The organism is Methylobacterium sp. E-065 (assembly GCF_022829605.1).
GTDB lineage: Bacteria > Pseudomonadota > Alphaproteobacteria > Rhizobiales > Beijerinckiaceae > Methylobacterium.
Window position 1 is genome coordinate 66,765 of sequence record NZ_JAKSYD010000026.1, and the last position, 14,481, is coordinate 81,245.

10 protein-coding genes and 1 pseudogene are annotated in these 14,481 nt (G+C 67.9%); 10 read left to right on the top strand and 1 reads right to left on the bottom strand.

Going from position 1 to position 14,481, the window contains the following annotated elements; translation table 11 throughout:
- The first annotated feature begins 5 nt into the window (after window positions 1-5).
- The 10 genes from MKK84_RS02300 (at window position 6) to MKK84_RS02345 (ending at window position 14,345) form a co-directional block, all read left to right on the top strand.
- A complete protein-coding gene (locus tag MKK84_RS02300) occupies window positions 6-2,621 on the top strand; it encodes a virulence factor SrfC family protein (RefSeq protein ID WP_243916417.1) in 2,616 nt (871 codons plus the stop codon).
- A 55-nt stretch (window positions 2,622-2,676) separates the two neighbouring features.
- Entirely contained in the window at window positions 2,677-3,681 is a 1,005-nt protein-coding gene (locus tag MKK84_RS02305; protein WP_243916418.1) for a hypothetical protein, read from the top strand.
- Between the two features lie 71 nt (window positions 3,682-3,752).
- Window positions 3,753-5,534: a hypothetical protein gene (locus MKK84_RS02310; protein ID WP_243916419.1), complete on the top strand. Its 1,782-nt coding sequence runs from the start codon at window positions 3,753-3,755 to the stop codon at window positions 5,532-5,534.
- 44 nt (window positions 5,535-5,578) lie between these two features.
- A complete protein-coding gene (locus MKK84_RS02315; protein ID WP_243916420.1) occupies window positions 5,579-6,166 on the top strand; it encodes a tetratricopeptide repeat protein in 588 nt (195 codons plus the stop codon).
- Window positions 6,167-7,189: 1,023 nt separating this feature from the next.
- A complete protein-coding gene (locus tag MKK84_RS02320; RefSeq protein ID WP_243916421.1) occupies window positions 7,190-8,401 on the top strand; it encodes an ABC transporter substrate-binding protein in 1,212 nt (403 codons plus the stop codon).
- A gap of 144 nt (window positions 8,402-8,545) precedes the next feature.
- Window positions 8,546-9,418, top strand: a complete 873-nt coding sequence (locus MKK84_RS02325) for a branched-chain amino acid ABC transporter permease (RefSeq protein WP_243916422.1) — start codon at window positions 8,546-8,548, stop codon at window positions 9,416-9,418.
- A 38-nt stretch (window positions 9,419-9,456) separates the two neighbouring features.
- Window positions 9,457-11,505, top strand: coding sequence for an ABC transporter permease subunit (locus tag MKK84_RS02330; protein WP_243916423.1), 2,049 nt, complete (start codon window positions 9,457-9,459; stop codon window positions 11,503-11,505).
- Window positions 11,498-12,220 (top strand): ABC transporter ATP-binding protein, encoded by a 723-nt coding sequence (locus MKK84_RS02335; RefSeq protein ID WP_243916424.1) that lies wholly within the window; start codon window positions 11,498-11,500, stop codon window positions 12,218-12,220. The genes MKK84_RS02330 and MKK84_RS02335 overlap by 8 nt, the downstream gene beginning before the upstream one ends.
- Window positions 12,221-12,726: 506 nt before the next feature.
- Window positions 12,727-13,872, top strand: a complete 1,146-nt coding sequence (locus MKK84_RS02340) for an alpha/beta hydrolase (RefSeq protein ID WP_243916431.1) — start codon at window positions 12,727-12,729, stop codon at window positions 13,870-13,872.
- Between the two features lie 59 nt (window positions 13,873-13,931).
- Window positions 13,932-14,345 (top strand): DUF1236 domain-containing protein, encoded by a 414-nt coding sequence (locus MKK84_RS02345; RefSeq protein WP_243916425.1) that lies wholly within the window; start codon window positions 13,932-13,934, stop codon window positions 14,343-14,345.
- A gap of 13 nt (window positions 14,346-14,358) precedes the next feature.
- On the opposite strand, the pseudogene MKK84_RS02350 reads toward MKK84_RS02345, so the two are convergent.
- A pseudogene (locus MKK84_RS02350) lies at window positions 14,359-14,481 on the bottom strand (IS5/IS1182 family transposase); the annotation flags it as partial.

Below are 14,481 nucleotides of genomic sequence, written 5' to 3' on the forward strand. Positions count from 1 at the left end.
CACGCATGTCGACCGAACATCTGGCGCAGGATTGCAGGAATACGGGTCGGCTGGCCGAGGACGCCGAGCAGTGGCTCGGCGACGAGGCCAATGCCGGCGCGGTCGGACGCGAGCGTGCGGATCTCATCCGCTACGTCCGGAAGGCGGCCAACCGGGCCGAGCGGCTGGCCCGCGCGGCGGCCCGGCCGATGTGCGCGGGCGTGTTCGGGCCAAGCCAGGCGGGCAAATCCTACCTGGTCGAGGTCCTGGCGCGTCCGGTGGACGGCGCCCTGCGGGCTCGCTTCGACGGGCACGAGCCGGTGGACTTCCTGGCCGAGATCAACCCGATCGGCGAGAAGGAGGCTACGGGGCTGGTCACCCGCTTCACGGCCGGTACGGGAGCCCCGGCGGGGCAGACGCCGCCCGGTGCGCCGGTCCGCCTGCGGGTCCTCAGCGAGGTCGATCTCGTCAAGGTCCTGTGCAACTCCTTCCTGCACGACGGCGACGCCACAAAGGACACGCCGCCGGGCCCCGAAGCCATCGCCGCGCTGCTGGTGAGCCTGAAGGCGCAGGCCCGCCCCGGCACATCGCGCTTCGGCGACGTCGCGATCGACGACCTGCAGGATTACGTGCGCGATCAGGCCCGCGGCATGCGGCCTCTCGACGATCTCGCCCGCTATTGGGATGAGGCCCGCAGCTTGGCCGGGGACCTCGACCTCGACGGGCGCGCCCGCCTGTTCGCGCCGCTCTGGGGGGGGCACGCGGCCTTCACGGCCCTCTACCGCCAGCTCGCGGAGGCGCTGGAACGCCTCAACCATCCGGAGGAGATCTTCGCGCCGCTCGCCGCTCTGGTGCCCCGCGAGGGCAGCATCCTCGATGTGGCGACCCTTGCGGGCCTCGGGGCGGCCCGCTCGGACGATACCCTGACGGTGCACGCGGCGGGCGGCAGGACCGTAACGCTGGCGCGCGCCACCGTGGCGGCGATCACTGCGGAGCTGCGCATCGAGATCGCCGACACGCCCCGAGCCTTCCTGCAGGAGGCGGACCTGCTCGACTTCCCCGGCGCCCGCAGCCGGCAGAAGGTCGATCTCGCCCATTTCCTGACCGCGCACTCGGACGCACTGAAGGAGACCTTCCTGCGCGGCAAGGTCGCCTACCTGTTCGACCGCTACGTCGCCGAGCAGGAGCTGACCGCGATGATGCTGTGCGTCCGCCCCTCCAACCAGGAGGTTGTGACGCTGCCCGACCTCGTGGAGCGCTGGATCACGCTCACGCACGGATCGAGCCCGGAGGCGCGGGCGCAGCTGCCGAACCTGCTGTTCCTCGTGCTTACGTGGTTCGACAGCCACTTCGTCGACAAGGCCGGCGACGTCGGCCAGGACGCGGGACTGCGTTTCCGCAACCGAATCGAGGCCTCGCTGCTCGGTTTTTTCGGAAAGGCACATACGTGGCCGCGGCAATGGATTCCGGGCGCGCCGTTCCGCAACACCTACTGGTTCCGCAACCCGAACTACCCGGCGGAATCGGTCATCCGCTACGACGGGCGGCGCGAGGTGGCGTTCCTGCCGGAGAAGCAGGAGCGGATCGCCGAGCTGCGCGCCGGCTTCGCCGCCCTGCCGGAGGCGACTGCGCATTTTGCGGATCCGGGCCGCGCCTTCGATGAGGCCCTTCGCCTCAACGACGGCGGCGTAAGCTACCTCGTCGAGAACCTGTCGCGGGTCTGCCGGCCGGCGCTGAAGGCACAGCAGATCGCCTCCCGGCTGGAGGCCCTGCGCGCCGAGATGCGGGAGCGGCTCGCCCGCTTCCACGTCGCCCTCGACATCGAGACGCGGCTGGCCGAAAGACGCGAGGCGGCCGGCCACGTGTTCGACGCGCTCGATGCGGTCGTGGCGGCCGGCCAGCTCGGTTCGCTCCTGCGGGCGTTCATGGTGGATCCCGCGGCGCTCGCGCACGCCCTGCACGGGGCGGAGGGCGTGACCGCCGAGTCCGCGTCCCCCGTCACGGCAGCGCGCATTGCCCGCCCCGGGGCGATCCCGCGGCCAGGCGCGGCGCCGGCGCCCCGGGTCGAGGCGTCAAACCCTGGCACTGACCGGGAGCGCGCGATGGCGCGGGCCGTGGTGGCCGCCTGGATCGGGGCCTTGCGCCGCACGATCGAGACCGAGGACTTCGCGCGCCGCTTCGCTGTCCCGCTGTCCGCACTGGAGATCGTTGTGAGCGAGCTGATCATCCTGGCCCGCCGCGCCGACATCGAGGGTGGCATCGCTTCCGACCTGCGGGACTTGGCAACCGTCGAGCGCTCCGAGCAATCGACCGTCAAGCTCGCGCTGATCGCGGCGACCCGCCTCAACCGGCTGACCGGCGGCCTCGGGTTCACCCTCGTTCCGCCAGCCGGCGAGCGACCCTCGATCCAGGACGAGGCGGGAGATCGGGTCGCCTTCGCCCAGCGTCCGGTCAGCTATGACGCCCGCAGCATCGGGCAGGCCCCCGCAACCTTCGCGCACACCTTCGCCACCGACTGGTTCCACGGCTTCTACCGGGTCGTCGAAGACAACGCCAAGAGCGCGTCCGGCGTCACGATCGACCTCGCGCAGAACGCCCGGATCGGCGCGATCCTCGCCGGCCTCGAGGCGCGCGCCGCCTGACCGGCCCCAACTGCTCGCTCCGCCCCCGCCCCGCTTTGCCCAAGAAGCCTTCGCCATGACGATCCACATCACCGAGGACGAGGATGAGGCCGGCGGCTACGCCTTCATCGATCTCGGTCGCCCGCTGCGATCGCCGCTGCTCTCGTTCCGCCGCCAGGATACCGAGCCGCGGCATCTCGGGGCGGAGGGCTGGCAGCCGGAGGTCGCGTGGCTCGCGCCGCTCGCGGTGACGGAGCGGGACGGGCGGGCCGTCGCGCGCTTCGGACCCAGCGTCGTCGACCGCATTGAGGAGTTGATCCCGATCGAGATCGTCGCGCAGGACGGCACCTCTTTCGGTGTGGTCGCGTGGCCGTTCATACCGCCCGCGCCGTCCGGCGGGGGCATCCTCGCCGGCTTTCCGGCAGCGGTTCCGACGTTGACCCGGGACGGGACCGGTGGTCCGGCCGTCGCGACCGCCGAGGCCGTGCCGCTCCCGGAACAGGAGCCGGCGCAGGACGCCGCGCCCGCGACACCGCCGGCGCCCGAGCCGGCGGCGCGGAAGAGCCGGCTGCTCTGGCCGCTGGTCGCGCTGATGCTCCTCGCGCTGGCTGCGGGCGGCGCCTACCTGTTCCGTGATCGGCTGCCCGAGATCGTGGCCCGTCGCGAGGCGCCCGCTGAGGAGCCGAGCCCGCCGCCCGCCCCTCCCGAGCCGGATTCGCGCCTGTCGGCCGCCGAACTGCGGCAGCGCTACGCCCGTCTCGTCGACGAGCGCGCGCCGGCCGGCGCTTTCCTAGCGCTCGGCGAGACGGCGCTCGCCTCCCGGCAGGGGAGCGCGGCCTTCCGCGCGTTCGAGGAGGCCGATCCGGTCACAAGCGTGGATGCGGCCTGGCAGCTCGCGCGCTTCTACGACCCCGGCAACGCCGATGCGGCGTACCGCGAGGCCGCGCGGCCCGACATCGTGCGGGCCGCCTACTACTACGCCCTTTGGCGCAACCGCTCCCCCCGCCACACCGAGGCGCTCCGGACGCTGTGCGAGGGCAATACCACGGGTGACCGCCTCCGGACGATCTGTCGTCCCTGATGGCCCCGATGCCCCTCACGATGTCCGTCCGCCCGCGCGTTTCACCCTCTCCGGTACCGAGGATCCCCGATATGGCCCCGCCCGCCCGAACCGGACGTCGCTGGAGCTGCCTGGCCGCCGCGACCGCGCTCGGTCTCGCCGCCGCCACCGCCGTGCACGCGGCCGCGCCGGGCCTGACGGTCCAGGCCGCCGCCGCGCGCAGCAGTGCCGTAACCGGGCAGCGGATCGCGCTGCTGATCGTGCCGCAAGCCTCGTCCTCCGGCGGCCGGGCGGCGACGGCCAGCGCCGACGAGGAGGCCTATCGCAAGCGCCTGCGCGACATCGGCTTCGAGGTGTGGACGGTCGGGCCGGCCGACCGACCGCAGCTGGATCGCGGATTGCGCGAATCTGTCGGCCGCCTGCCGGAGGACGCCCAGGTGGCGGTCTTCGCCCTCGGGCCGACGATCGGCGGGGCCGACGACATCTATCTGATGCCACAGGACACCCCGTCTGATGCCGGACAGCGCCCGGGCCTGCTCGACAGTGAGGGCGTGCGGCTGAGCGACGTGCTGCGCCGCCTCGCCCGACGCCGGACCCGCGAACTCGTCGTCGTGATCGACGAGTGTCAATCCTCGGTGGGAGGTCGTTGCGACTTCGATGCCGCGGCGGGAAGTTCCGGGGCGAGCGTCATCGGCGCCGAACGCGGCGGCCGCCGCAATGCCTCGGGCGCGCCGCTCGCGGGCCGCGCCTCGCTGCGCGATCCCATGCTTGCCGCGATGGCGCAGGAGGGCGAGACCTTCCTGCAGTCGCACGAAACCCTGAAACGGGGCCTCGCCGGCAGCGATCTGGAGGCCCGGGCGAGCGGCGCGCTCACCACGTCGTTCGCCTTCATCCCGCAGGGGTTCTTCGCGGGCCTGCAAACCGCGTGTAACAAGATCGACCCGAATGCCGAGCCGGCCGCTTTGCGTGGGGCGAATCTTGATCCCGCGATCCGCGGCTGCGAGGCGATGACGGGGACCTATCCCTATGCCCGTGCCTTCGAGGACCGGCTCCAGGCGGGGCGGGAGCAGCGGGCCTATCAGCGGGCGGTCGCTTCCTGCGACGATCCCGCGGTCACTGCGAGCTACAGCGCGTCCTATCCGGCGGGGCGCTTCCGCGCCCTGGTCGACACCTTCGCGGTCGAATGCGGCCGCAACCGGGATCGCCAGGACGAGGCTCGACGCCAGCAGGCGGACGAAACCCGGCGTCAGGAGGAGGACAGGCGGAGACGGCAGGACGAGATGGATCGGCAATGGGCGGACGCCCGACGTCAGCGCGAGCAGGACGAGCAGCGTCGTGCGGAGGAGGAGCGGCGCCAGCGTGAGCTGCAGCAACGCACCACGGTCGGAAGCGCCTCCGGCTGGACGCTGAACTACTCGACCAACCTGCTCGAAGTCTCCCCGCTGGCCAACGACCAATTCGATCCGCAGAAGCAGACCTACACGACGATCTGGCGCTCGCGGCAGCACGGCGAGCAGGTGGTGATGTACGTACAGGTCAGCCCGAACGAGCGTTGCGGGAGCGCGCAACAGTTCATCACGGAGCAGATCCGGCCGAGACGGAGTCAGATCAGCCGCGCGCAGGAGGTCAATACGTCGCCGGTTCGCGCCGGGTTCGTGCTCGAAGGCCGCGGCACGGCTGTCTCTCAGGGCAGCTTCGATGACAGAAGCTTCTACGATTTCGCGACCATACGGCGCGACGACCGCAGCACGATCACGAATATCGGAGGACGTTTCCCAGCCGAGTTCAGCGACTTGTACCGTGCCGAACTACTCCGCATGATGAACTCGATGCAATTGCCCAGCCGAGACGTCTTCAACAATCGCTGTGGCTGAGCGCGATGAGCCCTCCAAGGAACCGGAAGCAGGACTGATCGATCATGCGCGCGCCGTTCCTCGCCTTCACCGTTTGTGCACAGGCGGGCCTGATCGCGGCGGTGGCGCTCGCCAACTCCTCCGCTCTGGCAGATGCCGCCCAGGACTGCCGGTCCGGGAGCCCGGAGATGCGCGTGACCGGATGCAGCCGGCTTCTGGCCGAGGCCCGGACACCGCGACAGCGCGCGATCGCACTCGATGGACGGTGCTGGGCAAACACTGATCGAGGTGCTTATGCCGACGCCCTAACGGATTGCAACACCGCCATTCGGGCAGACGATCAGTACCCATACGCCTTTCACAATCGCGGGGTCGCATATGCTGGCCTACAGAATCCGACTGCAGCGATCGCAGACTTCAACCGCGCATTGGCGATGCGGCCTAATTTCTCGAATACGCTCCTCAACAGAGCAAAAGCCAACATCACCCTCGGAAACACGCAGGCATCCATTCGAGACTACGAAGAAGTTCTTCGTCTTAAGCCTGACAATGAAGAAGCCAAGACCGCCCTCAACTTACTCCGCGGATCTGTGGGAACATCGCCGCCGGTAAACGCGGCAAATTCCCTTTGTGGTAGTGTTGCGTGCAATTAGTTCCTACGCTCGAAATTTCGGCCAATCGAGTTCAGTCTCTGAAAGAACGTCCTTTTCAACAGGCGCTGAATTCTTGGAGGACAATCGAACCGCTCGCATGCAGGATTTGTGTCTCGCGATCAAGAAAGGTTTGACGGACTATCGCCGGCGATGCCTAGTCCATCATAAGCATAGAACGATGACGTTACGCCTGCCAACGATCTGGGGCGTATGCGATTGAATGCACGGTTGATGTCTGCTTTGAGGCCATTGCCGAATAAGTATGAACGGCGGGATCGTGCGCAAAGCCGAAGGTCCGATCCGACGCTCGCTGATGATCTCTCATGACGTAATCTGGCCGAATGCGGAACGAATGCTTCAGGTCGATCTTATCCGGGAAGCGGACCATCCCATGAATGAAAGACTTCGTGGGACATCGCCATGAAGCGACCACGCTCTCTCGATGAAAAGGAAATGCGGCTCGCCCTCCATCACGTTACGGCGTCACATTTCGTGAGGGCGATGCGAAAGCAGTGGCCTACCGGGCTGAGGACAAGTCGCTGCGCTTCGGAGCAGCCCCGGTGAAAGCGTGGGCGTGCGCATCAATGCCGCGCTTCTCCAACGCTGACCCGCGGCTGCCGGCTCGATCGAGCCGGCGGTCCTAATTCCGTTCGACCCGTCGTCGGCCGTGACCGGGACGATCAGACCGGACCTTCAGGACTTGGACACCCTCGCTCACCGCGAAGATACTTCGCTGGACCGTCGGCCACCGTGCGGGGCAAACGGATAGCGATGCTCAGCTGACCTTTTGCGAAACAACGATGCGGCACGTGTGTGCTCGGTTATTAATCCGCGCCCTTCGCGGATCGGCGAAAATTCTGTCGCAGATTGCCTCCGCGACAGGAAACCGTGAACACTCCGTATTGATCATCTAAGACGTATTGGCTTTGCAGCTTGACGGCTCGTCCTGTTTCGAAGAGATCCTCATCGCATAGTGCCACGACGAAGGGCACGCGGCGCAAACGCTCGTTGGGAGAGGAAACGATGGTCTTCGCAGGTCGCACGGCTGCCGCCGTGCTCTTGTTCACGCTCACAGCGGCGCCAGCGCACGCTGCAGACCCCATCAAGATCGGGCTGAGCGGCCCATATACCGGGGGCTCGTCTTCGATGGGCGTCTCGATGCGCGACGGCGCCAAGCTCGCGGCCGCCGAGATCAACAAGGCCGGCGGCGTGCTCGGCCGCCCGATCCAGCTGATCGAGCGCGACGACGAGGCCAAGAACGAGGTCGGCGCCCAGGTCGCGCAGGAGTTGATCAACAAGGAGAAGGTCGTCGCGAGCGTCGGCTTCATCAACACCGGTGTGGCGCTGGCCGCCCAGCGCTTCTACCAGGAGGCCGAGATCCCGGTCTTCAACAACGTCGCCACCGGGACGATCATCACCAACCAGTTCAAGGAGCCGGACTACGAGGCGAATTACGTCTTCCGGAACTCCGCCTACGACGTGCTCCAGGCCGGCCTGATGGTCGACGAGGCCCTGGCCCAGGGCCACAAGAAGATCGCGATCCTCGCCGACTCGACCAATTACGGCCAGCTCGGGCGTGAGGACATCGAGAAGTACCTCGCCACCAAGAACGTGAAGCCGGTGGTGGTCGAGAAGTTCAACATCAAGGACGTCGACATGACGGCCCAGCTGCTCAAGGCGCAGCAGGCCGGCGCCGAGGTGATCCTCGCCTATGGGATCGGACCGGAACTGGCCCAGATCACAAACGGCATGGCCAAGCTCGGCTGGAGGGTGCCGATGATCACCAGCTGGCCGTCCTCGATGCAAAGCTTCATCGATATCGCGGGCGCGAACGGTAACGGCGTGGTCATGCCGCAGACCTTCATCGAGGATCAGACCCTGCCGAAGCGCAAGGCGTTCCTGGAGAACTACTACAAGACCTACGGCGTCACGAAGATCCCGACCCCCGTGGCCGGCGCCCAGGCCTACGACTCGATCTACCTCCTCGCGGCGGCGATCAAGCAGGCCGGCAGCACCGACGGCGTGAAGATCCGCACGGCGCTCGAGAACCTGAACGAGAAGGTCGAGGGCGTCGTCACCACCTACGAGAAGCCGTTCACCGCCAAGGACCACAACGCGATCTCGCGCAACATGGTCGTGTTCGGGAAGGTGCAGGACGGCAAGATCGTCTACGCCAAGGACGAGGATGCCAAGAACGCCGGCGTGGTCCGCGTCAAGGAGAAGTCCTCCAACTGAGGTCCCGACGGCCGCGCCCGAGCGGGCGCTGCCGTCGCTTTCGAACCCGGCGCCGTCTCAAGGGCTGCCCGCACGACACGCAGCTATCCTTCCCCGCGCGGCCCTGGCCGTGCGCCCGGACGTCCCTCCGACGACAGTTGACCCATGGCCATCCTGCTTCAGCTCATCGCCTCAGGCGTCGCGGTCGGCATGATCTACGCCGCCATCGCGTTCGGCTATCAGCTCACCTTCGCGACCTCGAAGACGCTCAACTTCGGCCAGGGCGAAGCGCTTGCGCTCGGGGCGCTGTTCGGCCTGACCCTGGTGCCGTTCATCGGCTACTGGATGATGATCCCGCTTGTCCTGGTCTTCGGCTTCGCCCTTGGGGCGGTGGTCGAGCGCCTCGGCGTGCGTCCGGCCGTGAAGATCAAGTCCGAGTACGGGTGGATCATGGCCACCATCGCGCTCGGCATCATCTTCAAGAACGTCGCCGAGAACGTCTGGGGCCGCGACGATCTGAAGTTCCCCTCCCCGCTGCCCGAGACCGCCCTCCAGGTCGGCGGCGTGCGCATCCTGCCGATGGAACTTCTGATCGTCGCGGGCGCGCTGCTGATGATGCTGGCGGTGGAAATCTTCAATCGCAAGTCGATCTGGGGCAAGGCGGTCGTCGCCACCTCCAACGACATCGACGCCGCCGGCCTGATGGGCATCAACACCCAGAAGGTGATTACCCTGTCATATTCGATCAGCGCCATGACGGCCGCCTTCGCGGGCGTCCTGGTGGCGCCCGTGACGCTCACCGGGGCCACGATGGGCTCCGTGCTGGCGCTGAAGGCCTTCGCGGTGGCGATCATTGGCGGCCTCGAATCCGGCCTCGGCGTCATTGTCGGCGGCCTGATCCTCGGCGTCGCGGAGACGCTGACCGGCTTCTACATCTCGACCGGCTACAAGGATGTGCCGGGCCTGATCCTGCTCCTCGTCGTCCTCTCCATCCGCCCGGTCGGCCTGTTCGGCAAGGCCGTCATCAAGAAGGTCTGACCGTGACCGCCCGCGCAACTCTCACGGCAGCCTGAGCCATGGCGCAGACCCTCGCCCCCGCCGGAATCCCCGCACCGGCCTCCGCCCCGAGCCTGTCCCGTTACATGGGCGTGCTCGGTGCTGTGCTGCTGGTCGTCGGCCTCGCCGCCTTCCCGCACGTGGTCACAAGCTCGTACTACATCCATCTCATGGTGGTGATCGCCATCTACGCGATCCTGATCCTCGGGCTCGACATTGTGGTGGGCTATACCGGGCAGGTGAGCCTCGGCCATGCCGGCCTGTTCGGGGTTGGCGCCTACGCGGCGGCGGTGCTGTTCCTGCACTTCAAGCTCGGGATCTGGTGGGGCATCCTGGCCGGAATCGGCGTGACCTCGGCCTTCGGCGTGCTGCTGGCCGTACCGGCGCTGCGGGTGACCGGCCCCTACCTCGCCATGGTGACGCTGGCCTTCGGCACGATCGTCCAGATCTTCATCAACGAGCTGACGCCGCTGACCAACGGCCCGCTCGGCATCACCCTGCCGCCGGCCCGCATCCTCGACTTCTCGCTCCTCGGCCTCCAGGCCCCCTGGGGCGCGGCTGGGCGCAAGCTCGAATTCTACTACCTCGTCTGCGCCGCGCTGCTGGTGACCATCCTGGTCGTCAACCGGGTGGTGCGCTCGCCCTACGGCCGCGCCTTCGAGGCGCTGCGGGATTCGCCGATCGCCTGCGACTGCATGGGCGTCAGCGTCTACCGCTACAAGGTCTATGCCTTCGTGATTTCGGCGGCGCTGGCGGGCCTCGCCGGCGCGCTGTTCGCGTGGTCGGAGCGCTATGTGGCGCCGAACTCCTACGGGTTCGAGCTCACCGTGCTGTTCCTCCTCGCCGTCACGATGGGTGGCCGCAAGTCGCGGGCGGGGCCGATCATCGGCTCGGCGATCATCGTGATGATGCCGAACGTGCTGGCCGATATCGGGCTGGTGCGGATCATGGCGGGGATCATTGCGCTCGCCGCCCTGGCGGTGGGCGGCCTCGCCATCCTGCGCCGCCGGGAGGATCGGTACGCCCTGCTGATCCCGGTCGGGCTCTGCCTCGCCTTCTTCCCCGCGACCCTGCTGCTCGAATCCGTCACCGACTACCGCCTGACGGTGTTCGGGCTGATGATCCTGTTCGTGGTGTATTACCTCCCGGACGGGATCGTCGGCTTCTTCCGCGAGAAGATCCCGGCGCTGCGGCCGGCCCACACCGCCGAGGGCAAGAGCCTCCACGCCGAGGGCGCGGCGCTCAGCGTCCAAAGCGGCGACAGGGGCGCCGACCCGCTGCTGACGGTCGATCAGGCCCTGATGCAGTTCGGCGGCCTCAAGGCCCTGGCCGGCGTCGACCTCACGGTGCGGCCGGGCACGATCCACGGGCTGATCGGCCCCAACGGATCCGGCAAGAGCACGATGATGAACGTGCTCACCGGCATCTACCGGCCGACGAGCGGCAGCGTCACCCTGGCCCGCGGCCAGGGCACGAAGCGCCTCGACGGGCGCACGCCTTCCGAGATCGCCGCCGCCGGAATCGCCCGCACCTTCCAGAACGTCCAACTCTTCCGGGAGATGACCGCGCTGGAGAACGTGCTGGTCGGCCTGCATCACAGCTTCCGCGGCACCCTGTTCGACGCGATCCTCGGCACGCCGCGCCGCCGCCGGGAGGAGCGTGAGCAGCGCGCCCGCGCCATGGCGATCCTCGATTTCGTGGGCTTGAGCGCCCTCGCCCAGGTGGAGGCCCGCAACCTGCCCTACGGCAAGCAGCGGCTTCTTGAGATCGGGCGGGCGCTCGCCCTCGACCCGGTCTTGCTCCTCCTCGACGAGCCCGCCGCGGGCCTCACCGCCCCCGACATTGCCGAGCTGACCGCGATCATCCGCAAGATCCGGGATGCCGGCATCACGGTGATCCTGATCGAGCACCACATGGACGTGGTCATGGGCCTGTGCGACCGCGTCAGCGTCCTCGATTTCGGCCACAAGATCGCCGAGGGCAGCGCCCGCGAGGTCCAGGCGGACCCGAAGGTGGTGGAGGCCTATCTCGGGAGCCCAGTCGCCGACGAGGAGATGACCCATGCTTGAAGTCACGGGTCTGTCGGCCGGCTACGGCCAGGTCGAGGTTCTGCACGGTCTCGACTTCCAAGTCCCGAAGGGTCAGGTCGTCGCGCTGATCGGCTCGAACGGAGCCGGCAAGACCACCACGATGCGAGCCCTGTCGGGCATGATCCGCCCACGGGCCGGCTCGATCCGCCTGAACGGGCACGAGATCGGCGGCCTCGAAAGTCACGACGTCGCCCGCTTCGGCCTCGCGCACTCACCGGAAGGGCGGCGCGTATTCGCGACGCTTTCGGTGGAGGACAATCTCACGCTCGGCGCCTTTCCGCGGCTGACCGGCTCGCGTCCGAAGGGCGACGTCGCAGCCGACCGCGAGCGGGCCTTCGAGATGTTCCCCCGCCTGAAGGAGCGGCGCGCGCAGCTCGCCGGCACCCTGTCGGGTGGCGAGCAGCAGATGCTGGCGATGGGCCGGGCCCTGATGCTGCGGCCGGAGATCCTGCTGCTCGACGAGCCCTCGATGGGGCTCGCCCCCAAACTGGTGGAGGAGGTCTTCCGGATCATCCGGCTGCTCAAGGCCGAGCAGGTTACGATGCTGCTGGTCGAGCAGTTCGCCATGGCGGCGCTCGGGGTCGCTGATCATGCCTACGTGCTGGAGAACGGCCGCATCCGCTTCCAGGGCCCGGCGCAGCAGATGCGCAACGATCCGGCCGTGCGAGCGGCCTATCTCGGCGGCACGCATTGAAGCGCTCTCTGCCGACGTAGAAACCGGTTTGGCGCAAGAGGCGGTTTTACAACCGACGCTGCGTGGATCGGGCTTGGTGGTCTACGATCGAGACTTCGAGCTCCACGATGGCGATTGTTACGTTAGGCGAGCCTAGCTCAGCGCATCATCCACGCTCCGGTCGGAAGCCGGTCCGGGCCGCCTATGCCTCGGCGCCGCGGTCGCCCATGCGTGCGACGAAGCGGCTCTGGAGCCCGCTGAGGTTTCGTCCGCCGGTCGCTACAATCGCCCCGCATGCACCGCACGCACCTTGACGGTCGCTTAACCATTCGCCCGTCCAACGCTGCCTAGGATGATCCGGCTCGGGGGAACGGATGGGCTTGCATTTTGGACGGCTGGGTCGTGCGTGCCCGGCCTTCGCTGTTCTCCTACCGTTGCTCGCGTCGGGAGCCTGTGCCGGCCGGCCGACCGGAGTGCTTTTGCCCGTCGCCGTGACCGGGTCGGTTCCCGGCACCTCACGCGTCGACATGCTGGTGGCAACGACACGCAAGTCGGCCGCCGACCGGGGGGTGCTGTTCTCGGGCGAGCGCGGCGATGCGGTCACCTACACGGATCTTGCCGTCTCCATCCCACCGAACACCACGCGGCAGCCCGGCACCGTGCAGTGGCCGAAATCACTGCCCGGCAACCCCGCGACCGACTTCGTCGCCCTGCGCGCCGATCCGGTCGACCGCTCGAAGGTCGCGGCCTGGACCGGCCGCGCCGTCCGGCGCGGGGCCAAGCGCCACGTGCTCGTGTTCGTCCACGGCTTCAACAACAAGTTCGAGGACGCGGTCTTCCGCTTCGCGCAGATTGTGCATGACTCGGGTGCGGAGGTCGCCCCGGTGCTGTTTACGTGGCCCTCCAAGGGGTCGGTGCTCGCCTACGGCTACGACCGGGAGAGCACCAACTTCTCGCGCAACGGCCTGGAGACGCTGCTGCGGGATTTAGCCAGGGACCCGAATGTCGGCGAGATCACCGTACTCGCCCACTCGATGGGCAACTGGCTGACCCTGGAGAGCCTCCGCCAGATGGCCATTCGCGATCGGCGCGTCGCCCCGAAAATCCGCAACGTCATCCTCGCCGCGCCCGATGTCGACATGGACCTCGCCCGCGAAGCGTTCCGTGACATGGGTCCGGACCGGCCGCGCCTGACGTTGATGGTATCCGGCGATGATCAGGCTCTGGCGGTGTCGCGGTTGGTTTGGGGCGACAGCGTCAGGTTGGGCGCCATCGACCCGAATGTCGAGCCTTACCGGTCCGAACTCGAACGCCAGAACATCGACGTGCTGAACCTGTTCGCGGTGAAGGGCGATGACCCCCTGAACCACGGCAAGTTCGCCTCCGGGGATGTCGTCGCCCTGTTGGGCAAGCGCCTCGCCGACGGCCAGCCGATCTCGGACGGACAGGTCGGCTTTGGTGACCGGTTGGTGAGCACGGCTGCCGGAGCCGCCTCCACGGTCGCGACCGGTGCGGCGCTGGCGGTTGCGGCCCCGGTCGCCATCGTCGACCCGCAAACCCGCGAGACCTTCGGCGAGCACCTGTCTCACGTCGGCTCCGGCCTGCGGGACACGGTCGGTTCGACGGTCGACCTAGCGGGCGCACCCGTGCGGGCCATGATCGATAGCCGCTGAAGCGTCGAACCGATCGGCAACAAGAACGCCGGGCCGCCCGGCATCATGGGGAACGGAAGATGGCACGCAAGATTCGACTGGTCGTCGCGGCGGCAACATTGGCCTGGGCAGGCGCCGCGCAGGCACAGGGTCTGGAGCGCGGCGCGCAAGAGGGGGCGAACCGGGGTGCGATGATCGCCGGTCCCCTGGGCGCCGTCGTCGGTGGTGCGGTTGGGGCAGCGGTGGGAACGGCTAACGGCATCCTCGGCATCGACAGACGTGAGCGCTTCCGCATCTACGCCACGGGCGAGCGTCGGCCGTCCTTTGCCTATTCCGGCGCCGTGAAGGTTGGGACCGTCCTCCCGGAGGACGGCGTCGTCTATTACGATGTTCCTCCGGAATTCGCTCTTCCGACGTACAACTACACCGTCGTGAACGATCACCCGGTTCTGGTGGACCCGCGCACGCGCCGGGTCGTTGAGGTTATCGACTAGGTAGGGGACTCATTCAGGTCCATGCGATGACACAGGAAACGAGTGCGACGGCGGCGAGGTAGTTGCAGGCCAAGCGGTCGTATCGGGTCGCCACGCGCCGCCAGTTCTTGAGATGACCAAACAGGCGCTCGATCCG

Bases quoted from the DNA above. Each gene is read 5' to 3' on its own strand.
- MKK84_RS02300 (WP_243916417.1), top strand. From the start codon at position 6: ATGTCGACCGAACATCTGGCGCAGGATTGCAGGAATACGGGTCGGCTG.
- MKK84_RS02305 (WP_243916418.1), top strand. From the start codon at position 2,677: ATGACGATCCACATCACCGAGGACGAGGATGAGGCCGGCGGCTACGCC.
- MKK84_RS02310 (WP_243916419.1), top strand. From the start codon at position 3,753: ATGGCCCCGCCCGCCCGAACCGGACGTCGCTGGAGCTGCCTGGCCGCC.
- MKK84_RS02315 (WP_243916420.1), top strand. From the start codon at position 5,579: ATGCGCGCGCCGTTCCTCGCCTTCACCGTTTGTGCACAGGCGGGCCTG.
- MKK84_RS02320 (WP_243916421.1), top strand. From the start codon at position 7,190: ATGGTCTTCGCAGGTCGCACGGCTGCCGCCGTGCTCTTGTTCACGCTC.
- MKK84_RS02325 (WP_243916422.1), top strand. From the start codon at position 8,546: ATGGCCATCCTGCTTCAGCTCATCGCCTCAGGCGTCGCGGTCGGCATG.
- MKK84_RS02330 (WP_243916423.1), top strand. From the start codon at position 9,457: ATGGCGCAGACCCTCGCCCCCGCCGGAATCCCCGCACCGGCCTCCGCC.
- MKK84_RS02335 (WP_243916424.1), top strand. From the start codon at position 11,498: ATGCTTGAAGTCACGGGTCTGTCGGCCGGCTACGGCCAGGTCGAGGTT.
- MKK84_RS02340 (WP_243916431.1), top strand. From the start codon at position 12,727: ATGCTGGTGGCAACGACACGCAAGTCGGCCGCCGACCGGGGGGTGCTG.
- MKK84_RS02345 (WP_243916425.1), top strand. From the start codon at position 13,932: ATGGCACGCAAGATTCGACTGGTCGTCGCGGCGGCAACATTGGCCTGG.